At 41.1% G+C, this 22389-nt stretch carries 16 protein-coding genes and 3 pseudogenes; 6 read left to right on the top strand and 13 right to left on the bottom strand.

All coding sequences use genetic code 11. The features are described 5' to 3' along the window. Positions 1 to 147: 147 nt before the first annotated feature. Positions 148 to 684 carry a hypothetical protein gene (locus EDD57_RS05340; RefSeq protein WP_131848451.1) on the top strand — a complete coding sequence of 179 codons (537 nt, stop codon included), beginning with the start codon at positions 148 to 150 and terminating at the stop codon, positions 682 to 684. A gap of 50 nt (positions 685 to 734) precedes the next feature. Here the strand turns inward: EDD57_RS05340 and EDD57_RS05345 are convergent, their stop codons facing one another. The 9 genes from EDD57_RS05345 to EDD57_RS05385 all read right to left on the bottom strand — a co-directional run bounded on the left by EDD57_RS05345 (position 735) and on the right by EDD57_RS05385 (position 10837). Beyond that, on the bottom strand, positions 735 to 2063 hold the full coding sequence (locus EDD57_RS05345) for an amino acid permease (protein ID WP_131848452.1): 1329 nt from the start codon (positions 2061 to 2063) through the stop codon (positions 735 to 737). A gap of 178 nt (positions 2064 to 2241) precedes the next feature. Beyond that, positions 2242 to 3762: an aldehyde dehydrogenase family protein gene (locus EDD57_RS05350; protein WP_131848453.1), complete on the bottom strand. Its 1521-nt coding sequence runs from the start codon at positions 3760 to 3762 to the stop codon at positions 2242 to 2244. A 187-nt stretch (positions 3763 to 3949) separates the two neighbouring features. Beyond that, positions 3950 to 4918: an ABC transporter ATP-binding protein gene (locus EDD57_RS05355; RefSeq protein ID WP_131848454.1), complete on the bottom strand. Its 969-nt coding sequence runs from the start codon at positions 4916 to 4918 to the stop codon at positions 3950 to 3952. After that, positions 4915 to 5934 (bottom strand): ABC transporter ATP-binding protein, encoded by a 1020-nt coding sequence (locus EDD57_RS05360; protein WP_131848455.1) that lies wholly within the window; start codon positions 5932 to 5934, stop codon positions 4915 to 4917. Before EDD57_RS05360 ends, EDD57_RS05355 begins: the two co-directional genes overlap by 4 nt. A 15-nt stretch (positions 5935 to 5949) precedes the next feature. Further along, positions 5950 to 6879 carry an ABC transporter permease gene (locus tag EDD57_RS05365; protein WP_131848456.1) on the bottom strand — a complete coding sequence of 310 codons (930 nt, stop codon included), beginning with the start codon at positions 6877 to 6879 and terminating at the stop codon, positions 5950 to 5952. 4 nt (positions 6880 to 6883) lie between these two features. Then, positions 6884 to 7813 carry an ABC transporter permease gene (locus EDD57_RS05370; protein WP_131848457.1) on the bottom strand — a complete coding sequence of 310 codons (930 nt, stop codon included), beginning with the start codon at positions 7811 to 7813 and terminating at the stop codon, positions 6884 to 6886. A gap of 80 nt (positions 7814 to 7893) precedes the next feature. After that, positions 7894 to 9540 carry a peptide ABC transporter substrate-binding protein gene (locus tag EDD57_RS05375; protein ID WP_131848458.1) on the bottom strand — a complete coding sequence of 549 codons (1647 nt, stop codon included), beginning with the start codon at positions 9538 to 9540 and terminating at the stop codon, positions 7894 to 7896. Between the two features lie 507 nt (positions 9541 to 10047). Further along, positions 10048 to 10455 (bottom strand): DUF5615 family PIN-like protein, encoded by a 408-nt coding sequence (locus EDD57_RS05380; RefSeq protein ID WP_131848459.1) that lies wholly within the window; start codon positions 10453 to 10455, stop codon positions 10048 to 10050. 4 nt (positions 10456 to 10459) lie between these two features. After that, a complete protein-coding gene (locus EDD57_RS05385) occupies positions 10460 to 10837 on the bottom strand; it encodes a DUF433 domain-containing protein (protein ID WP_131848460.1) in 378 nt (125 codons plus the stop codon). Between the two features lie 201 nt (positions 10838 to 11038). On the opposite strand from EDD57_RS05385, the pseudogene EDD57_RS05390 reads away from it, so the two are divergent. Beyond that, positions 11039 to 11491 (top strand): annotated as a pseudogene (locus EDD57_RS05390) (potassium transporter TrkG); the annotation flags it as partial. A 1-nt stretch (position 11492) separates the two neighbouring features. Here the strand turns inward: EDD57_RS05390 and EDD57_RS14765 are convergent. Beyond that, positions 11493 to 11642: pseudogene (locus EDD57_RS14765) on the bottom strand (Trk family potassium uptake protein); the annotation flags it as partial. A gap of 39 nt (positions 11643 to 11681) precedes the next feature. Here EDD57_RS14765 and EDD57_RS05400 point away from each other — a divergent pair. The 3 genes and pseudogenes from EDD57_RS05400 to EDD57_RS05410 all read left to right on the top strand — a co-directional run bounded on the left by EDD57_RS05400 (position 11682) and on the right by EDD57_RS05410 (position 14515). Next, positions 11682 to 12337: pseudogene (locus EDD57_RS05400) on the top strand (potassium channel family protein). Between the two features lie 217 nt (positions 12338 to 12554). Continuing rightward, the gene (locus tag EDD57_RS05405) at positions 12555 to 13079 is read left to right on the top strand and encodes a cysteine dioxygenase (RefSeq protein WP_131848462.1); all 525 of its coding nucleotides are present in this window, start codon (positions 12555 to 12557) and stop codon (positions 13077 to 13079) included. 2 nt (positions 13080 to 13081) lie between these two features. Further along, on the top strand, positions 13082 to 14515 hold the full coding sequence (locus EDD57_RS05410; RefSeq protein WP_131848463.1) for a 4-hydroxyphenylacetate 3-hydroxylase family protein: 1434 nt from the start codon (positions 13082 to 13084) through the stop codon (positions 14513 to 14515). A gap of 56 nt (positions 14516 to 14571) precedes the next feature. Here the strand turns inward: EDD57_RS05410 and EDD57_RS05415 are convergent, their stop codons facing one another. The 3 genes from EDD57_RS05415 to EDD57_RS05425 form a co-directional block, all read right to left on the bottom strand. After that, complete coding sequence (locus EDD57_RS05415) at positions 14572 to 17595, bottom strand: MMPL family transporter (RefSeq protein ID WP_131848464.1); 3024 nt, start codon at positions 17593 to 17595, stop codon at positions 14572 to 14574. Between the two features lie 163 nt (positions 17596 to 17758). Next, on the bottom strand, positions 17759 to 20656 hold the full coding sequence (locus EDD57_RS05420; protein ID WP_131848465.1) for an MMPL family transporter: 2898 nt from the start codon (positions 20654 to 20656) through the stop codon (positions 17759 to 17761). Positions 20657 to 20671: 15 nt separating this feature from the next. After that, a complete protein-coding gene (locus EDD57_RS05425; protein WP_131848466.1) occupies positions 20672 to 21124 on the bottom strand; it encodes a MarR family winged helix-turn-helix transcriptional regulator in 453 nt (150 codons plus the stop codon). Positions 21125 to 21338: 214 nt separating this feature from the next. Here EDD57_RS05425 and EDD57_RS05430 point away from each other — a divergent pair, with 214 nt between their 5' ends. Further along, positions 21339 to 22202, top strand: coding sequence for a DUF421 domain-containing protein (locus EDD57_RS05430; RefSeq protein ID WP_131848467.1), 864 nt, complete (start codon positions 21339 to 21341; stop codon positions 22200 to 22202). The last annotated feature ends 187 nt before the right edge of the window (positions 22203 to 22389 follow it).

A 22389-nucleotide genomic window follows, 5' to 3' on the forward strand; every position in this document is an offset into this window, starting at 1 on the left:
ATTTAATATTACATTTGTCACGTTTGATCTGAATTTGTACCGGGAACACTCTTAAAACCGGCTCCATATAAGGCATTATCGTATAAAACAGCTACTATTATTGCAGAGGTGATAGACATAATTATTACTTGCGATTCTTCAATAAATATGGGATATATATATCTTCAAAAACCACATAATTGTCTAAAGTTCCTAAGAGCAAGAGAAGACGATTTAATCTCTTACGAAGGCAATGGCGAGTACCAAATTCCTTTCTTACAAGATGAATTCGTCTTAGACAAACTACTCACGTTACAACAGTCTTCGAAAATCTATAGCCATGCATATCGAGATGGAGAGTTCCTTCATGAGTATCAGAACGATCTGGACTCAGAAGGATATGTAACAGGAATTGAAATCTCATTGCGAAAAGAGTGTTTCCTTACCCTTCTACAAGGAAACTCCTTTCGATGCTATTCATTTACTTGGAATGAAAATCCAATGCGTTTGTTTACCTTTGAGGAAGAGAGCATCGTCTTCAATTCACGAAACATTCTTTACCCATTACACTGGGACTATGATTCCTTTCTTATTGTGGATATTGATCCTGTTAGTAAGATTGGTCATATTAGAGGTCTTCTTACTTCCAATGAGGAGCGTTATCCCTCTCTATATCTTCTCCAACCCCTATTTTTTCTAAAATAAAGACCAGATGAACGGAATCTTCATCTGGTCTTTCTATCCTACTCAAACCCTTATGTCTGTTTCCCTTTTACCATATAGGAGGTGATAAATAAGACAACCACCACACCCAGTGCCAAGAGAGACTTGGCGAGGTTATCAGGAGTAAATAAAATAATAGCTAGGATCACTGTAAATGCAAGGAGAGTCGCTCCTGAAATATACGGGAACCCTTTTAATAAAAAGCGACCTGGTTTATGGTATCCCTTATCGGTAAGGCGGAGTTTCAGTTGCGCCGCACAAATCATAATCCACATAATCAGTACGGTTATCGCTGGAATCCCCATTAAGATCGAAAAGACACTCTTAGGCGCGAAGTATGCAACAGCCGCTCCACCAAATAAGAAGATCGCACTAACGAGTATTCCTAAAACTGGCACCTGGCTTTTCGATAAGCGTTGGAATGCCTTTGGCGCTTCTCCATCACCAGCTAGTGAGAACAACATTCGCGAAGTTGCATATACTCCCGAATTCGCTGCCGAGATAACAGCCACCAGCATAACGAAATTCATCACATCAGCTGCTGAGGAAAGTCCAATGTTTTGTAGTACATTTACAAATGGGCTTCCCTGACTTCCGATTTGGTTCCATGGTACTAAACCGACAATCACGAGAATGGGAAGAATATAAAAGAGTGACACACGTACTACTACGCCACGTAACACTTTTGGTAAGACTTTATGTGCATCCTTCGTTTCGCGAAGAGTAAGGCCTAATAACTCTGCACCACCAAAGGAAAAGATAACAACCGTCACCGCAGTGGCAAGTCCACCTAATCCAGTCGGGAAAAATCCACCATGCTTCGTAAAGTTAGATAGTCCCACTTCTTGATTCGCAAATAGAAGATATGCGCCCAATCCGACAAATAATAAAATGGTAACGACTTTAATAATCGAAAGCCAGAATTCTATTTCTCCAAAGAGCTTCACGCTCGCTAAATTCAAAATTAAGATAAACAAAGCACAAAGAGTGCTTAATAACCAAATGGGCGTCTGAGGGAACCATACATGTAAAAATGTACCCGCTGCTACCACTTCTGCAGCTAAGACAAGCACCCAGTTGAAATAGTACAACCATCCAGTCACAAAGGAGACTTTTCCTCCAAATGCCCGGTGGATCATTCCTTTTACATCGAGATCGGGATAGGCACTTCCCATTTCAGCTAATGCCCCCATCACAACGTACAACAAAAGTCCTGCTAAGAGATATACAAATACAATCCCAGGACCTGCTAGGTTAATCGTATCTGCACTCCCCATAAAAATACCTGCCCCGATCGTCCCGCCAATTGCCATCATTCGCAACTGACGCGCCGATAAGGAACGCGCTAAACCTTGACTCATCTCTGCTCAACTCCTCTACGATTGCATAACAGCATACCACGATCAATCACTTTTTTCTAGAGGTAAGTATTTCTTTTTTAAATTGATTTATGCGCATCTTAATAAATTTTACTAAAAAGAAAAGCACACCAAGGATCAGAATTGATTCTTGGTGTGCTTATTTATATCCATTTAAACTCTAAAAGAAGCCCATTGGGTTTTGGTCGTAGGATACTAGCATGTTTTTGGTTTGGCGATAATGTTCGAGCATCATTTTGTGGCTCTCTCGGCCAATGCCAGATTGTTTATAACCGCCAAATGCTGCATGGGCAGGATACAGGTGGTAACAGTTTATCCAGACGCGTCCTGCTTCGATCTTTCGTGCTACCTCATAGGCTTGATGCATGTCACGAGTCCAAAGACCAGCACCGAGGCCGTAAGGTGTGTTGTTGGCGATCTCTAATAGCTCTTGTTCGTCCTCAAATTTGGTTACTGATACGACAGGACCGAAGATCTCCTCTTGGAAGATTCTCATTTTATTACTTCCTTCAAAGACCGTTGGCTCAACGTAGAAACCATCCGGATAATATTCGTTTGTATAAGGCTTACCACCCGTTAGACAAGCGGCACTTTCTGCTTTTCCGATATCTAGGTAGCTAAGAATCTTCTCGTACTGCTCACGAGATGCTTGGGCCCCCATCATCGTGCTAGGGTCAAGCGGATCTCCGAGTGTAATCTTCTTGACACGTTCTAAGGCTCGCTCCATAAACTCATCGTAGATGGATGCTTGGATTAAAGCTCGAGATGGACAGGTACACACTTCTCCTTGATTTAGAGCAAACATAGCAAAACCTTCTAGTGCCTTATCCAGAAAAGCATCATTTGCACGTAGAACACTCTCAGTAAAGATATTAGGGGACTTACCGCCTAACTCTAACGTGACGGGTTTAATGTTTTCTGAAGCATATTGCATAATGAGGCGACCTGTACTGGTTTCACCTGTAAAAGCAATCTTTCCAACTCTAGGAGAGGTAGCAAGCGGTTGTCCAGCCTCTAAGCCAAAACCATTTACAATATTTAAGACCCCGGCAGGCAATAGATCAGAAATCAACTCAGCGAAAATAAGAACCGTTACAGGTGTCTGCTCTGCTGGCTTTAAAACAACACAGTTTCCAGCAGCCAAGGCGGGTGCAATCTTCCAAGCAGCCATCAGAAGAGGGAAGTTCCAAGGAATAATTTGCCCTACAACTCCAATAGGCTCCTTCATCTGAATCGATAAGGTCTTGGCATCTAATTCAGATATGCCTCCTTCTTCCCCACGTATAACACCCGCAAAGTATCGGAAGTGATCGACCGCGAGTGGCAAATCAGCTGCTAACGTTTCGCGGACAGGCTTTCCGTTCCCCCATGTCTCTGCTAATGCAAGTTGCTCCATATTTTCTTCCAGACGAGCGGCAATCTTTAACAAACAGTTACTACGCTCAGCAACAGAACGAGAACCCCATGCTTCTCTAGCTTCATGCGCTTTGGTTAATGCTAACTCTATATCTTCTTTTTGGGAGCGTGCTACTTGAGTATAAACCTGACCATCCACCGGAGAAACCACATCAAAGTACTGTCCATTAAGCGGGACAATCCACTCTCCACCAATAAAATTCTCGTACCTTGACTTAAAACGAATCAGACTTCCAGCTAGATTTGGTTTTACAAAGACACTCATGGTAGAACTCCTCCTTTAGTTACATAAAAATAATGATTGAAAATATATATTCTTTCAATTAATATATTTAACATAAATAAGGAAAATTCCTTCTATTAATCTCGAAATAAGTATGTAAGTATATATAAAAAAACAGTACCTCTCCTGTTAGCTTTATCTAACCATCGAGGTACTGCTATATTCACTTCTAGTTATATAAATGACAAGCAACAAAATGCTTCTCTTTGATCTCTTTCCACTCCGGAATCGTACTCGCACAAATATCCATCGCCTGTGGACAACGAGTACGGAACTTACAACCGCTTGGTGGATCAATCGGGCTTGGGACATCTCCCTTAAGAATAACCCGCTCACGTTCATTCTTGAGGCTTGGATCCGCAATCGGTACTGCCGAAAGAAGTGCCTGTGTATATGGATGAAGTGGATTATCGTACATCTCATCGCTATCTGCCAACTCCACTAGATTCCCCAGATACATAACTCCTACACGGTCACTAATATATTTCACCATAGAAAGGTCATGAGCAATAAACAGATAGGTAAGTCCACGTTCTCTCTGTAGCTTTTTCATCAAGTTTACTACTTGAGCTTGTACTGATACATCCAACGCAGAGATTGGCTCATCCGCAATGATGAAATCTGGTTCTACAGCTAAAGCACGTGCAATCCCGATCCGTTGACGTTGTCCACCCGAAAACTCATGCGGAAAACGGCTTGCATGACTCTTATTCAGACCTACTGTTTCCAGAAGCTCAATCACACGGTCTTCGCGCTTCTTCCCATTTAATCCATGAATATCAATTCCCTCAGCAATGATATCCATTACTTTCATTCGTGGGTTTAATGAAGCATAAGGATCTTGGAAGATCATTTGCATGCTACGGTTTAATTGTTTCAGTTCTTTCCCTTTAAGTTGGTGTACATTCTTTCCTTTAAAGCTCACTTCTCCAGAAGTAGCATTGTATAGGCGAATCAAAGTACGTCCAACAGTTGATTTACCGCATCCAGACTCTCCCACTAAACCAAGAGTTTCTCCTGGGTAGATGTCAAAGCTGATACCGTCAACCGCTTTAAGGATCTTCTTACCACCCACGTCAAAGTGCTTCTTTACATTTTTCACGCTAAGGATTGGCTCTTTTTTCTCTGTTGCACTCATACCGATTGCCTCCCTTCTACTGCTTCTCTACGGTAAGCTTCGGCCATCGGATGCTCTAGCCAACAAGCTACTCGGTGACCTTTACTATGCTCCGTTAGTTCAGGGTCAACTTCTTGACAGATCTTCATCGCATATTTACAACGTGCCGCAAAAGCACATCCCTTAGGAGGAGCCAATAAATCAGGTGGCGCACCTGGAATAGGACTAAGCTCTTCCGCGCGATCCTGATTCAATTTCGGCATGGAATTCATTAGACCCCAGGTATACGGATGGCGTGGCTCTGCAAAAATCTCGTCAATTGTACCCGATTCCACTACTTTCCCAGCATACATCACCACGACACGATCAGCTGCTTCGGCAACCACTCCGAGATCGTGAGTAATAAGGATAATCGAAGTGCCGAGTCGTGCTTGGAGGTCTTTCATCAAGTCCATAATCTGTGCCTGAATAGTTACATCAAGCGCCGTAGTTGGCTCATCCGCAATCAGGACATTTGGATTACAAGAGAGAGCAATCGCGATCATCGCCCGCTGGCGCATCCCACCTGAAAATTGATGCGGATATTGAGTAAATCTCGATTCAGGACTAGGAATCCCTACTAATTTAAGCATCTCAATTGCTTTTTCTTTCGCTTCGGCTTTCGAGAGCTTCTGGTGCTTGATAATCCCCTCAACAATCTGCTTTCCTACAGTCATCGTTGGGTTTAATGAAGTCATCGGGTCTTGGAAAATCATCGCGATTTCTTTCCCACGAACCTGCTCCATCTCTTTTTCACTCATCTTAACAAGATCTTTTCCGTTATAGAGAACCTCTCCGTGCTTATATTCCCCAGGAGGAGTTAAGATCAATTTCATAATCGCTTGTGAAGTAACACTCTTTCCACAACCCGATTCACCCACTATCGCTAAGGTCTGACCTTTCTCTACGTCAAAGCTCACTCCACGTACTGCTTTAACCTCACCACTATAGGTATGGAAAGAGACGTGAAGATCGCGTACATCTAAAATTTTGCTCATCCTTATCTCTACCTCCTATTTTTTCATTCGTGGATCAAGTGCATCTCTTAGTCCATCACCAATCATATTAAACGCGAACATAAGAATCGATAGAACAAGAGCTGGCCAAATCAAGTTATGTGGAGAAAGTTGCATAAAGCCATTTCCTTCACTGATCAAAACACCCAAACTTGCCTCTGGTGGACGAAGTCCTAAGCCAATAAAGCTAAGAAACGCCTCAAAGAAGATAGCAGATGGGATAGAAAACGTAACCGCAATGATGATAGGTCCTATTACATTCGGAATAAGATGCTTTAGTAAGATACGCTTATGACTAGCTCCTAAGGTACGAGCAGCCAACACATACTCTTGAGAACGTAATTTTAACACTTGCGCCCGAACAATCCGCGACATCGGTACCCAGCCTGTCATAGCGATGGAAATCGCAATAGCCCAAATTCCAGGCTCCATCAACATAATCAATAAAATAATAATAATTAAGTTTGGAATCGAGTAGATAATCTCAATGAAACGTTGGATAATGGCATCCACCCGTCCGCCAAAATAGCCGGATATTCCACCTATAGTAACTCCGATGATTACATCTAAGAAAACGGCTAAAAAAGCGATCATTAGTGAGACTTTCGCTCCATACCAAACTCTTTGCCATAAATCTCTACCTGCATGGTCGGTACCAAAATAGTGACCATCCACCGCTGTATCTTGATTCTTGATCGTTACATTTTGAGTCGACCAATCATATTCATTTATCAACGGGCCAAAAATTGCTAACAGACCAATTACCAACACTAGAAACAATCCAAGGAGTGCCCCTTTGTTCTGCTTAAATCGTAACCAAGCATCTTTCCAAACGCCTACCTGCTTACGATTTAGTTGTTCTGCTCGTTTGTCTAACTGGCCAATCGGTTCAAAAAGATCTGGTGTATAAGTTTTTTCTGTACTCATGGGATCACTCCTTTGCTCCAGTGATACGAATCCGTGGATCGATAATTCCATATAAAAGATCGACTATAAAAAGGGTAACGACAATTAGAACACTATAAAAAATGGTTGTTCCCATAATAACGGTATAATCATTATTCAAAATCGATTCTACAAACATTTTCCCCATCCCAGGAATCGCAAAGATACCTTCTACTACCAATGACCCAGTAATAATATTAACAGCAAGTGGGCCCATAACCGTAATGGCAGGAATCAATGCATTACGTAAAGCATGTCTTACTAAGATTGCGAAACGGTTGATTCCCTTTGCTTTCGCAGTACGCATATAATCTTGCTCCAATACCTCTACCATCTCTGTTCGTACATAGCGAGAGATCTGAGCAATAACCGCAAAAGAGAGCGCGAAGGAAGGCATAATCGTGGCCGAATAAGTGTCATATCCAGTAGCAGGTAACCACCCTAACTTCACTCCGACAAAGTAGGCTAAGAGCGCGGCTAAGACGAAACTAGGAATCGAGACACCCATAATGGAAGCCCCTGTAGCAAAACTATCTAACCATGTATTCCTCTTTAAAGCTGCAAGAACGCCTAATATAAGTCCAATTAAAACTCCAAATAAAAGTGCTTGTGATCCAATAAGAAGAGAAGGCCCAAAGCCCTGCATCAACATATCAGTTACTTCCCGACCATCATAGTTAAGGGATTTCCCTAAATCACCTTGTACGAGATGACCCAGAAACTTAAAGTACTGAACATAGGCCGGTTTATCTAGACCATATTGTTCTAAAATCTGTGCCCGAAGCTCAGGGGATAGTTTTTCTTCATTTTTGAGTGGTGTACCCGGCAAACTATGCATGAGGAAAAAAGTAGCTGTAATAATGACTAGTAACGTAACAATCATTAAAGAGAATCTCTTGAGGATATAACGTCCCACATTTTCACTTCCTTTCATCTGATGGGGAATAAAAAGAGAAGGTATATATCGTAGGAAGATATATACCTTCTGTCATCACCCTACTCGATGTAAGCCCATTTAAAGCTGTACTCTTCACCAAATCCTGCTGAGTTAAATACCATATCTTTTACTTCTGGCTTCACCATGTAGTAAACAGAACGGTAGTACTCTGGGACAATTCCAGCATCCTCTAGAAGGATCTGCTCAGCTTTTCTTTGATTTTGGAGACGATCTTCAACATTTCCAGTCGTATTCTCTCTTATCTTTTTCACTAGCTCATCATACTCTTTATTAGACCATTTACCACGGTTGTAAGGAGCACCAGTCTCAAATAGATCTATAAAGCTTAGTGAGTCACTATAGTCTGCATGCCATCCAGAAGCTAAAAGGTCAAATTCACCCTTTTTCCCACGCTCTAAGCGTTGCTTAAATGGAACAGAGGAAACTTTGATCTCCAAGCCTAGATTTTTCTTGTAAGCATCTTTCACATATTCTCCATGACGTTTAGCAGCTGTGGTATCATCCGTTACCATCTCTAAAACAGGAGCTTGAGAAAGTTTCAATTCTTTTAAACCTTCTTCAAAAAGACCTTTTGCTTTTGTTGCATCAAACTTAGGTTCCTCTGGGAAGGCTTCGCGATATAACTTATTCGCATCGTTTCCGTTTGCTTTAATCTCTGGTGGAACTAATCCCCCTGCTGGAACGGACTTATCTTGCAGGACGTTCGATTGGAACTCCTTCTTATCTAGCGCTAGATTCAATGCTTGACGAATCTTCTTGTTTTGAAGAAGCTTATTTTTTTGGTTCATTTCCAGATACCAAGATGATCCCTCAGCAACTGATACTGCTTCTTTTTTATCTTTATATTTTGGGATGTAGTCAGTGCCCAATAGTGTAACTTGGACTTGATTGGTATTATAAGCGTTGATGGTAGCCGAACTATCTTTCATGACCTTGGTCACAACTTTATTGAGCTTGACCGATTTTGCATCCCAGTATTGATCATTTTTCTCCATCGTGTAGCTCTGTTCATGCTTCCATTCGGTCAATTTGAAAGGACCGCTGTAAACGTTTGTGTTTGCTTCTTTGGCAAATTTGCCGGCTTTGCCGCCGTGTTGCTTCACAATATCTTCCCGCTGTGGTAGATAGTTAGGAAACGCTACCAAATCTAAGAAGTACGGAGTAACACGCTCTAGTTTTACTTCTAGAGTCTTGTCGTCAAGTGCTTTGACTCCAACCTCTTCTGCTTTTTTTCCTTTGTTTTCATTATAACCTTTACCATTTTTAAGGGCATGCAAGATAAATGCATACTCAGAAGCCGTTTCAGGTGCTAACGCACGCTTCCAAGCAAATTCAAAATCTTTTGCCGTTACAGGCTTTCCATCGCTCCATTTGCTGTCACGAAGTTTGAAGGTGTAGGTTAATTTGTCAGGGCTGATCTTTGGTTCTCCCTCAGCCAAGGCTGGTTCGATTGATTTCCCATCCTTAGAATGACGGTAAAGTCCTTCTTGAGTGTTGGCAAGGACGTTACGGGATGCACTGTCCGAGGATATAGCACTATCTAGGTTTGGTGGTTCAGCTCGATCTGTAACAACCAACGTACCTTTGTCTTTAGCACCTTTGTCTCCACCAAAGCTACATGCCGTAACACCTAGGCTTGCTACAAGAGTAACCGCAAGAAATGGAACAAGCTTTCTTTTCTTCATTAACCTTCCTCCTTAAAATGATAGAATAATAGCTACATTTTTCTTTGCTTGTACCCACATCACCAGTCTATGCTAACTGAAGACTCTCATCTGAAAGCATATCTTTATCCAAATAAACGATTTGAATATATTTAGATAATTTCATTAGGCAGTCTGTTGTGATTAGGAATTGATTGCTATAAATTTAACTTAAAAGTGTTGATTTTGTAAAGAGTATTTTTTATCATCTCCTTATTCATTTTCATTTTCGGAAGGAATGGAAGCTTGGTTTTTCTAATGCATAAAAATACTTTTTCGCAAATGAATATGTCTTTTAGGCGCGTTGTTTCTATGATTTCTCCACATTCCATCCATCAATTCTTACAAGTTAATTTCGTAAAATCTCTCTTAATTCCCTCTTTTCCCTTTCCACATTTTACATATAGAAATATCATTCTAAATTTTTTATCTTAGTTTAATAAACTAAAAATTACAGCGATTAAGAGATATTTTTTGCAAAAAATAACTTTATATATGCATTTCTTCCGTAGGAGGGGGGTATGATCGAATAAAACAAATTTGGGTACTACTTTGTTTTTGATTTACTTCCCATATCGATCTATCTATGGATTTCCAGAAGGTAAAAAAATCGTGCATCTTATGGCATACTTGACCTACATTCTTCCTCGTAACTTGAAAGCGAAACCATATCACTCCCTTATGAACGACTCCATGAACCATAGGAGGGATTTGAATGATGAAATCTTTGCCGTTATGTGTGAGGAAGATTCGCTTCTCCTTTACTGCGTATTGGAAAACCGCTTCATCATCATATCCCCTCATCTGTACAGAACTAACAGTCTCTACATCATAGCCACGAGTGTCAAAGAAATCTTTCACTCGCGGAGTCACATTTTCATCTAGAAACAATCTCATTCCCTTAGCTCCCCATAAATGGATCATCTAGAACTCGAATAGCAAAGCTAAGTGCTTGTTGAATCTGTTCACGTGTTAATCCGTAATCCTCACAAATCTCCTCTGTAGTCATCCCGTCACGTAAGCATGCCAAAATCATCGTCACTTGAATACGAGTCCCTTGAATGACAGGCATCTCGCTTACGACTTTTTGATCCATGCTAATTCCTGGTTGATGAGAGACAATCATGCGTAGAAATGATTTCATCTGGTTCATCCCCATGTCATTTGGATGGTAACCATTATAGTCGTGTAGGAAATCATTTATGCATTTCCCCCACTTTGGATCTTCAAGCAATTCTAACAACGAGAATGGTAACGTGGGCTCTTGGGTTTCTTTCATCTGTGACAACTCCAATCATCATTGCATCACTAGCATCAAGCAAATAAAATAAGTTCAACTGGGCATAGTATGGTTACATGCAATAAACTCATATTTCATCCATCATTTTCGGCTACATACCACACGTTCTATTTTATCAGTTCCTTATACACTTGTCAGATAGAAATACTAGATAATTAAGATATAGAGTAGGATGTTTCCATGAATCGGACTCGTAAGCGTTTAAATCCCCCTACAATTCTCGTTATTGGTTTCGGCATTATCATTTTAATTGGCTCCTCTCTTCTATCTCTACCTATTGCTTCCAAGAGCGGGCTGGGAATCCCGTGGATCGATGCATTTTTTACTGCCACTTCTGCGACTTGCGTAACCGGATTAGTCGTAGTTGATACAGGTCATTCTTTTTCCCTCTTTGGACAAATGATTATTTTATTCCTTATTCAAGTAGGTGGGTTAGGCTTTATTACCTTCGCTACTTTATTTGCTATTTTGCTCGGAAAACGAGTCTCATTTCAGGATCGTCTATTATTACAAGAATCATTAAACAATCTCTCTGTAGATGGAATCATTAAGCTGGTAAAACGAATTATGATGTTTACGATTGTCATCGAGACAGTTGGCGGAATCCTTCTTATCATCCCATTTACTATAAATCGATAGGGAATCCGCCTCTTAAAAAAGCTAACATCCGCCTTCCCTGTGATTGAGACCAAACCGCCCCCACTAATACGGCAAATGTACTCGTTTTAATCCCGCCCCCAAAGGATCCTGGTGAAGCCCCGATAAACATGAGTAGGATCAATAGAGATGATCGGATAATCATAAAAACAAAGGGGTAGATCAGATGCGTGAACAACACTTTGCGGTAATTGGACTGGGGCGTTTCGGTTCTAGTATCGCGACCACTCTCTATAAAGAGGGTAACGAGGTATTAGCCATTGATATAGATGAACCCCGAATTGATGAGATAAAGGAACAGGTATCGCACACGGTAATCACTGACTCTACGGATGAAGAAGCCCTTCGAGCGATCGGAATCCGCAACTTCGATACCGTGATTGTAGCGATCGGCGACGATATTCAAGCGAGTATTTTAACGGTACTCGTTTTAAAAGAGTTAGGAATTAGGCAAGTGGTTGCCAAGACACTTAATAAACGCCACGCCCAAGTACTCTATAAGATAGGTGCCGATATGGTTGTCTTCCCTGAACGGGATATGGGAGAGCGCGTCGCTCATCATCTCATGTCTCCCAATGTACTAAACTTCCTCAAACTCGCGATGATTATAGCGTAGAGGAAATCAAAGTCCCTCGAAGTATGACAGATCGAAATTTACGAGAGATCAACTTACGTGCCAAGTACAATCTAAACGTGATCGCAATCCGTTCAGGCGACCAGATCGATATTGCACCCCATCCAGAGCGCGTTTTAGGGGTAAATGATGTCTTAGTCGTCATCGGAGAAAATAGCGACTTAGAGAGATTTACAGATTTGGCTTAGAATTCTAGCACATGCATGCTCCCCTCTACTCGATGCTTTCACCTTTAAATCCCCCTTTTCCGATCTAATATCATACCTATCAATTTATGAATTTTTCCTTTCGTTATGCCGATTTTAGTGCGCATAATGAATGAAATTGACATATATTAGTCTCATAGTCAGTTCGATACTTGGGAGGATGTTAGTCAACATAATCAAGTAGAAGGGGTAGATCGATATGAAGTATGCCAAACATATCCAAAATCTTTTGACTTTAGAAGGTGTAAATCTTGATTCCCGCAAGGATGCTTCGCATTACTATCAGGCTATGTGCCGTCTGATTCAAGCATCCAATTGTACGATTGAACGAATTACTCCTTATCTAACTGCACCTGTTGCTCCACTTGAATATGGACGAAACCAAATCTATTGTTCTGATTTATTTGAGGTGATTGTGTTACATGTTCCACCAAATGTAGAAACTCCCATTCACGACCACGGAGAAGCGTGTTGTTGTGTTCAGGTCATAAAAGGAACTGCTTTAAACCGTGTATACCGGAAGGAAGCGGACGAAACACTACACATATTGAGCAGTAAGCATTTTGCAGCAGGCGAATTTTTCTACAGCCCACATGGTCAAATTCATTCGATGTACAATCCAACAGATCAACCATTTGTTACCCTACATGTCTATACACCCCCCATTTCAGGCAATCATATTTACCCCCATAATGTGCTACAATCGCACAAGGAGGGGGTATAAACTTGAAAACAAGGGAGCAAGAATTTTCCGAAAGTTTAAACGATCAAAGAAGCATTTGGCTAAATGGAAAACAAGTTCGTGTTCTAGAGGAAGATGCATTTCGTGGTGCGATTCAAACGGTTTGTAATCTGTTTCGGATGATGGATGACCCTGCCACCCAAGAAAGCGTTGCCTATGTGAGTCCTACTACAGGTGAATGGGTTCATCAATCATTTCATATTCCACAGTCCATCGTCGATTTACAAAAACGACGTGTTGCTTTTGAGAAGTGGAGCGAAGCAACGGACGGGATGATGAGCAGACTTTCTGATTATGCCCGCTCCCGTTTAACTGGATGGTACTGTGCTCGGAATCAATTCTCTACGTATGATTCAGCATTTTCAGAGAAAATTGCTCGTTATTATCAACAAGCACGGGATGAAAATCGATTTATCACCGTTGTGCAAAGAGATGTTCAAATCAACCGTGCGAATCAATATGACCCTCAACTCTTACGTGAATCAGGCCTACTTCACATCACTCGAAAAACGCAAGACGGCATCTACTTAAATGGGGCTAAGATGATTGCGACAGCAGCCCCCTATACGCATGATTTTCTGATCTATCCCGTGGTTAGGTTAAATGAATCACAAAAATCAGTAGCGAATATGTTAATTGTCCCTGCGGATTCCGCTGGATTACACATCGTTTGCCGGGAATCGTTTGCCAAGAGTGATCTCGAGAAACGTGACTTTCCCCTTAGCTCCCAGTATGACGAGATGGACGCCCTCCTTATTTTTGATGATGTCTTTATTCCGTGGGAATATGTGTTTATCCATGAAAACCCAGAAGCGATCTGGGCGATCAAAGAGAATCCTCACTCCATTTGCTTGGGATATCATCAAGCGATCATCCGCTTAAAAACAAAGCTAGAGTTTATCACTGGCTTAGCTTGTAAAATCGCTACTACTATTGGAGCTACTCAATTTCTTCATGTTCAAGAGAAATTGGGCGAACTGATCTCCCAAGTAGAAACCATCCACGCATGTATTATAGCCAGCGAAGCAGAAGGATCGATGACTGAAGAAGGCGTTTATCTACCTAGAGGAATCGCCATTGACACTGCTAAAAACCTTGGAACCACCTTCTACCCGCGAGCAGTTGAGATTCTCCAATTAATCGCAGCTGGTGGGGTTATTCAAACCCCCTCAAGTGTACAAGATTTTCAATCTCCGATATCGGATCTGATGAATCAATATTTCCGTGGTGCAGATGTAGATGCGGAAAAAAGGACCAAGCTATTTAAACTGGCTTGGGATGTCATCGGGACTCCGTTTGCCTCACGATCCGAGCTGTACGAGCGATTCTACTCTGGGGATCCCATCCGCAATCGGGCTGGGCAGTACTTATCGTACGATACGGATAAATTAACAAATATGATTGACAAGTATCTATAAGCCTCTTAACAATAAAACAAGCTCTCCATACATGAGAGCTTGTTTTATTGTTTGCCTCAACCTTTTGATCTCGGAAATGGCCACCAATTTGCTTTCCCCAAACTCTTCACTAGTACGGGAATTAGTAGAGGGAGCACTACAAAGGTGTATAAAAATAGCCCAATTAAAATGATGGAAGCGATTTGAATAAGGGATAACATGCCTGACGGAATCATCGCCGCAAATGTACCTCCTAATATGACCACAGCCGAGATGATCACGGTCCCCATCTTCTTCATCGATAGTAGCATCGCATCCGTAACGGTTATATCTCGATACTCATTAAACCGATCCATGAGGAAGATGCTGTAATCGACTCCAAGTGCCACCAACAGCACGAAGGAAAAGAAAGGTACAATCCAACTAATCCCGCTATAGCCCAAGATATCCACGAAAAGCACTTCATTCATCGCCATACTCGTATAGTAGGTAAGAAGTAGTGATCCAATGATATAGATCGGCATCATAAAAGAACGGAATAGAAACGCTAAGACAAGCCCAATTCCTAGCAACATAAGTGTAACAGTCCGAGAGTAATCTTGATTCGACATGGCTTTCAAATCGGCGTTCATACTTGTAATACCACCTACAGCCACTGTGGCATTTTCTAACTTGGTTCCTTTGGTGGCTCGATGGACAGCCTCTTTTAGCTTCTCTACTTGATCTATGGTTTCACGAGCATACGGATTCGATTTGAAAACTACGTCCATCGTCATGGTCTTCCCATCAGGAGCTAAATACACATCTAATACGTTTTGAAAACCCTTATCTTCTACTATATCGGCTGGCATATAAAATCCATCGACACTCGGAGTAGCGGAGAGATCTGTTAAATATCTTTGTGCAACTCCCAACCCGTCTGATACCTTATTTAGACCATCTGCCCCTTGACTTAGGCCTGATTTTAATTCTCCTAATTGATCTCTTAGCTTGCCAAATCCGCCAAGTAGCTCTTTTTGACCATCATTCATTCTAGACAAACCATCGGTTAGACGAGGTAGTTGTTTTACAATCTGCCCTTGTACATCCGCTGCTTTTTCCAGACCTTTCACTTGTTTCTCTATCCCTTGGGTAAAGGCATTTATGTCCTTGGTTACCTTATCCTCATTTGCCATCACAGTTTCCAAATTGGAACGGAATTTCATCATCTTATCCTTTTTCTCAAGAGCAAGCAGGATATTTTTCTTGATTTTTTGATAATCTCCTGAGTCAGATAAACCCTTTACACTCCTTTCTAAATTTAGGAAATTCTCTTCTTTTATTTGATCTAATTGATTTAACAAAGGATCAATCTGTTGTAAATCTCGGTTTATTCCTTTATATGTTTTAGAAAAGTTTTGATACATCCGAAGCAGTTCCTGTGTCTTTTCTTTTGCCGTCTCTAGCTCCTTTTTTGCTTGTACAGAGCCCGTTCTCATTCCTTGCTCCATCTTGGACAAATACGTCTCAAGTAGGGTTAGTTTTGATTCTGCTAGACTCGTACCATCAATCAAGCGCTGGATCCCATCTGTTGCTCGTTTTAGTTCGGGCTCTTTCTTTGTTAATTCACTATTTGCTTCTTGCAGTCCATCCGAAATTTTTTCGACACCCTCTTTCCCTTTCCCTAACCCTTTCCCTAGCTTTTCTGACTGTTTGGTAATCAGAAATTTCTCAAAAGCCTCGCCCATAGGCCTAGTAATCGATCGAACAGAAGCAACCAAATCTACCTTATCTAACTCCCTACTAATCCGTTCTACCACATAGAAATAATCAACCGAATCCAACCGATCATCATTTTTGAAAACCAGCTTCGTAGGCATCGATTCCCCTGCACCAAAGCTAGTTTCAATCACGCGAAATGCTTTAATCGTAGGTACATTTTCGCCTATTTCTTCTATGGAATTAAACGACACCTCTCCTTTATATGCAATCATAAAGGGGATACAGATAACCCCTACCACGAGTATAGAGAGAATGGGTCTAGATAATGAAAACTTCCCTATAAAACCCCATAGTTTACTGTCCTTATGTTCTAATTTCCTTTTAGACGGCCAGTAAATTGCTTTACCCAGAAACGCCATAAAGAACGGCACAAGCGTAAATAAAGCGAGTAGCAATACGGCGACTCCTACCGCAACCGCAGCAGCAGACTGATACAGATTAAACTCAGAGAAGCCTATAGAAGCAAAGCCAACCATGACCGCAATCCCACTAATCAGTACAGTTCGACCTGCTCGTTTATACGTTTCTATAATGGCGGGAATTACTTGTCCGCTATTGATTAACTCTTCCTTAAAACGACTTAGAAGCAAAATGCAATAATCCGTCCCAATTCCAAACAAAATAGCTACCAAGAAAATTCGTGTGTTACCGGAGATCGGAAAATCAAATTGGTCAACTAATATAGAAATAACCGATTGGGAAGTAAGATAGGAGACTCCCACTGTTAATAGAGGAATAATCGGGGCAATAACGGAGCGAAATACGAGTAGCAAGACGAAAAGGATGAACACAACTGTGATTCCCTCTGTCTTCTTTAATCCTTCTTCCGACTTTTGGAGCAATTGATTCGTAATAATCGACTCATTAGTATAAGCATATTTAACTCCTATTCCATCCAATGTTTGGGATAAGGACTTCGTAAGAGTAGACAGACTACGTTTTTTTTGATCGATATTTACTGAAGCAAGGATGGCTTTTCCATCTTTGGAAACAAGAGCTTCTTTCAACTGACCCTCTTTAAAATGACTCGTGATCTTCTTAATCCCCAGTGATTCTTTATTCTGCTCTAAGCGGTTAATCGCCTCTTCTGCTTCCTTAACCTCATGATTCGTCAGTTTTTGATCGCTATAAAAAACTAGGGCAACTTGAGAAGAATTTCTTTTCCCATACCCTTCTACTATCAATTGAGAAGCAAGTTTAGATGAATATCCTTCTGGAACTTCTATCCTCCCTTTTTCACGTACTAAATCAGACATACTAGGAGCTATATAGACCAAACCTGCCACAATCATCGCCCATGCTAGGGCAATCCACCAACGACCTTTTAACATCCTCTGCAAATTTAGTCCCCCGTTATAACTTGTTATATTTTTATATATTGTTTTAATTTCTATTAATTAATAAATATCTCCTCTAATCATGCTCTCTTGTCATGATTTAGACAAATACAGAAACCCTCTAAGGAGGTTTCCACCAACTTAAAGGGTTTTATCTGCATTTTATTTATCTTCGAAATGGCCACCAGTTTGCTTTCCCGAAGTTTTTAACCAATACAGGGATCAAGAGTGGTAGTACCACAAAGGTATACAACAATAATCCTATTAAAATAATCAAGGCAATTTGAACGAGAGATAACATGCCTGATGGGATCATCGCCGCAAATGTACCACCTAAAATGATAGCCGCAGAAATAATAACCGACCCCATCTTCTTCATGGATAACAGCATCGCATCGGCAACCGTTAAGTCTTGATATTCATTAAATCGATCCATAAGGAAAATACTGTAGTCCACTCCGAGTGCCATTAAAATGACAAAGCTAAAGAAGGGGACAACCCAGCTAATTCCGCTATAACCCAAGATATTAATGAATAGAACTTCGTTCATTCCGAGCGTCGTATAGTAGGTGAGAAGGAGAGAACCTAGGATATAAGCTGGCATGATGATCGAGCGGAATACAAACACCAAGATGAGCCCGATTCCCATTATCATCAGCGTAACCGTACGAGCATAATCTTGATTCGACATCGTGTTCAAATCCGCGCTTGCACTAGTAATTCCACCGACTGCCACAGTAGCGTTTTCTAGCTTCGTTCCTTTGGTCGCTCGTTTTATCGCATCTTTGACATCATCGATCTGATTCATGGTCTCACGTGCGTATGGATTTGTCTTAAACACTACATCCAACGTCATTGTCTTCCGATCAGGAGACAGATAAACATCTAGCACTTTTAGAAAGTCCTTATTTTCTAACACATCATCTGGGATATAAAATCCATCGACACCTGAAGAATCAGTCAAGCCCGTCAGATAGTTTTGTGCATCTCCCAAGCCACCTGATATCTTATCTAATCCCTTTGCACCTTCAGCAAGGCCTGATGACAATTTCCCTAGCTGGCCAGTAAGTGCTTGATATTCTTTTAAGAGACGTTTTTGACCATCATTAATATCGGATAAGCCTTTGGTCAATTGAGGAGTCTGTTTCACGATTTCTCCTTGTCCAGCAGCTACTTGCTTAGAGCCTGCTATTTGCCTATCGACCCCTTTGATAAGATCGTCTAAGCCCTTTATTAGCCCTTTTTGTTGAGCAATCAATCCTTCTAAGTCAGCATTAGCTTCCATCATTTTTGACTTTAATGCCTCTTGCCCTTGTAATGCAAGGCTAACCTCTTTATATACTTGGTAAAGCCCTTGATAACCCCTAAGCAAGCCCTGTGCCCCTGCCTTTGCCTCTTGAAGTCCCTTTTTTATTTCAACAGAACCCGCAGTCCCCTGACGAATGCCATTATCTACCCTAGCTAGCCCAGACTGTAGTTCCGTTAGCCCCTTTTGAAGCCTGGAAGTACCGCTAACCAAGTCGTTGATTCCACCCACACCACGCTTGATTTGCGGTTCTTGTTTGGATAACTCTTCGCTTGTCTTATGCAGTTCATCTGAGACTTTAGAGACGCCTTCTTTCCCTTTCCCTACTCCTTTTTCTAGCTCCTCTGACTGCTTCGTAATCAAAAATTCCTCTAAAGGCTTCCCGATCGGTCGTGTAATGGAACGAACGGATTTCACCAAGTTTACTTTCTCCAATGATCGACTAATGTTTTCTGTGATGTATAGATAATCATTTGAATCCATGCGTTCATCATTTTTTAACACTACTTTCGTTGGCATGGATTCCCCGGCTCCAAAGCTGGTTTCGATTATATGAAATGCCTTGACTGGCGGGGCATCCTTGCTAACTTCCTCTAGTGAATTAAAAGTAAGCTTGCTTCCGTACGCAAAGATAAAGGGGACGCAAATAATCGCAACCACGAGCAACGAAAGAATCGGCTTAGATAGAGAAAATCTTCCTGCCATCCCCCACAACTTGCTTTCTCTATGATCCAATTTCTTCTTGGATGGCCAGTAGATTTTCTTCCCAAGTACCGCCATAAAAAACGGGACAAGTGTAAACAGGGCTAACAATAAAACGGCAATTCCAACTGCTACTGCCGAAGCAGATCGATACAGGTTGAATTCCGAAAACCCAATAGAAGCAAAGCCTACCATCACCGCAATCCCACTAAAGAACACAGTACGACCAGCGCTTTTATACGTCTCTAAGATGGCGGTGGTGACACTCCTGTTATCGGATAATTCCTCCTTAAAGCGGCTTAAAAGCAAGATACAATAATCAGTTCCAATCCCAAATAAGATTGCTACTAAAAACATTTGTGTGTTATTGGAGATAGGGAAATCGAATCGATCGATCAAAATAGATACGATCGATTGAGACGCAAGGTATGAGAATCCCACAGTCAAAAGTGGAATCACAGGGGCCACAGCAGAACGGAAGACCAAGATCAAGACAATCAGAATAAAAGCAACTGTAATCCCCTCTGTCTTCTTTACTCCCTCTTCCGATGACTTCATCAATTGATCCGTAATCATCCAATCACTCGTAAATTGATGCTGAACTTTAATCCCGTCCAGCGCTTTTGATAGATCTTGACTCAGAGCAGATGCCTTCTTGTCTCCTCTATGTACGCCGAGCGAAGCTAGGATCGCCTTCCCATCTTTGGAAACCATCATATCCTTTAACTGGCTGTCTTTAAAATGTGTAGTAATCTCTGTAATTCCAAGTGATTCCTTTTTCTGTTCCAACAGATCAATTGCTTTTTTCGCTTCCTGTATATCACCCTCGGTTAGTTTATTATCGTTATAAAAGACAAGAGCTACTTGTGATCTGTTTTTTCCATCCACCTCTGCTAGTAACTGCGATGCAATCTTAGATGAATATCCCTTTGGAACTTCAATATTTCCCTTTTCACGCACTAAATCAGCCATGTTGGGAGATATATAAAACAATCCCGCAATCAGTAAAACCCATGACAAAAGAACCCACCAACGACCTTTAATAATCGCTTTCAATTCCATTCCTCCCATCTATTTATTTTTGTTTATATCCTCTAGGACTCGATGTAGTTTTTGGTACGTACTAAGAAATTGTCCCAACTCTTCTTGTTCAAAGTTGTTCAGGATAGAACCCACCAGGTGATGAATTTTCTCTTCCGTTTTCATGTACAACGCTTCTCCTGCCTCAGTCAGTGTGAGATACACAACTCGGCGGTCTTTCTCATCCCGTGTCCGCTGGACCCAACCTTTCTTCCACATGCGATTCATCATCGCTGTAATGGCACTTTTCTTCACCTGAAACCTTTTGGCTAAGTCGGAAGGAGTACAAGATTTGGCTTGATAGATGTAACGAAGAGTATAGTGCTGATCACTTGTCATATCGTCATTCATCTGATCTCTGACTAGGGATTCCCCACTTTTGTTAACGGAAAAAGACAACTCTATATACTGATCGACTAGATGCTTAATATCGATAGGAAGCACGTTTCCTCATCACTCCTCTTATATATTCCATTCATAAATAGTTCATTTATTTAACTATTAAACAATTTAACTATATGCCCACATCAACAAATCGTCAATTCATTTCACCGTTCGTTTCCAAAATAGACATACGTTCCTCTCACTTCATTTGAATAATATTCCATGGATATATGCATAATATGCCAATCTATATTGGAAGAGGAGAGTCCCAGCAATGCCTCCATGGATAGAGATCATTCTACGTACCTTGTCCGCCATTATCTTTTTATTTATCGTTACGAAAATACTAGGCAAACGACAGCTATCTGAACTTTCATTGTTTGAGTACATCACTGGAATTACGATTGGTAACTTAGCCGCATCACTCTCTATTGATCTAGATGGTCGGTGGTATCAAGGAGTTGCATCACTTGCTGTATGGACACTGGTTGCGATGGGAATTGAATACATTACCCTGAAAAGCAAACGATTGCGAAATGTATTAGATGGTAAATCCACTATCCTGATTAAAAATGGAGACATTCTAGAAGAGAACCTCGGAAAAGAGAGAATTACCGTGGATGAACTAATGGAACAACTACGATATAAAAATATCTTTTCCCTCAGCGATGTGGACACAGCCATTTTAGAGCAAAACGGAACGTTAAATGTACTTCTTAAAAAAGAAAATCAACCTCTCACTCCTAAAATGCTAGGAATGACGGTTGAGAAGGAATTATTTCCGGAAGTCGTAATCTCGGATGGATATATCATGGAAGACACGTTAACCAGTATTGGATTGTCTAAAAGTTGGCTACAATCAGAGCTGAAAAAGCGTCGTCTACAAGAAAAGGATATATTCTTAGCACAAGTAACTTCAAGCGGAAGTCTATACATCGATCTATATCAAGATAAGATCCACCCTGTACACGTAGACGCGGGAGAAAAAAATCTCCTCTATACGTTATTAAATAAATGCGAAGCAGATCTAGCACTCATGCAGCTATCTACGAAAGACCCTAAGGAGAAAGAAATATATAAACAATCAGCTAAACAATTACAAAGAGAAATCAAGAATCTTAAGCCCTACTTGAAATAGAAAGACATGGCAAAATGTGAACTGCACCCCAATTGTTGGACACGAAATACAATCCAACAGTTGGAGGTGCTTTTTCATGACTAAGTATTCGCTTGAGACAAAATTAGAAGCTGTGAAAGCCTATATAAACGGTATGGGATCATACAAAACGGTGGCTCAACAGTATCAAGTAGGAGAAGATGATTTA

It is taken from the genome of Baia soyae (assembly GCF_004341445.1).
GTDB classification, from domain to species: domain Bacteria; phylum Bacillota; class Bacilli; order Thermoactinomycetales; family Thermoactinomycetaceae; genus Baia; species Baia soyae.

Excerpts from the sequence above, each read along its gene's own strand:
- EDD57_RS05340 (WP_131848451.1), top strand. The coding sequence starts at position 148 with ATGGGATATATATATCTTCAAAAACCACATAATTGTCTAAAGTTCCTA.
- EDD57_RS05345 (WP_131848452.1), bottom strand. The coding sequence starts at position 2,063 with ATGAGTCAAGGTTTAGCGCGTTCCTTATCGGCGCGTCAGTTGCGAATG.
- EDD57_RS05350 (WP_131848453.1), bottom strand. The coding sequence starts at position 3,762 with ATGAGTGTCTTTGTAAAACCAAATCTAGCTGGAAGTCTGATTCGTTTT.
- EDD57_RS05355 (WP_131848454.1), bottom strand. The coding sequence starts at position 4,918 with ATGAGTGCAACAGAGAAAAAAGAGCCAATCCTTAGCGTGAAAAATGTA.
- EDD57_RS05360 (WP_131848455.1), bottom strand. The coding sequence starts at position 5,934 with ATGAGCAAAATTTTAGATGTACGCGATCTTCACGTCTCTTTCCATACC.
- EDD57_RS05365 (WP_131848456.1), bottom strand. The coding sequence starts at position 6,879 with ATGAGTACAGAAAAAACTTATACACCAGATCTTTTTGAACCGATTGGC.
- EDD57_RS05375 (WP_131848458.1), bottom strand. The coding sequence starts at position 9,540 with ATGAAGAAAAGAAAGCTTGTTCCATTTCTTGCGGTTACTCTTGTAGCA.
- EDD57_RS05380 (WP_131848459.1), bottom strand. The coding sequence starts at position 10,455 with ATGAGATTGTTTCTAGATGAAAATGTGACTCCGCGAGTGAAAGATTTC.
- EDD57_RS05385 (WP_131848460.1), bottom strand. The coding sequence starts at position 10,837 with ATGAAAGAAACCCAAGAGCCCACGTTACCATTCTCGTTGTTAGAATTG.
- EDD57_RS05405 (WP_131848462.1), top strand. The coding sequence starts at position 12,555 with ATGAAGTATGCCAAACATATCCAAAATCTTTTGACTTTAGAAGGTGTA.
- EDD57_RS05430 (WP_131848467.1), top strand. The coding sequence starts at position 21,339 with ATGCCTCCATGGATAGAGATCATTCTACGTACCTTGTCCGCCATTATC.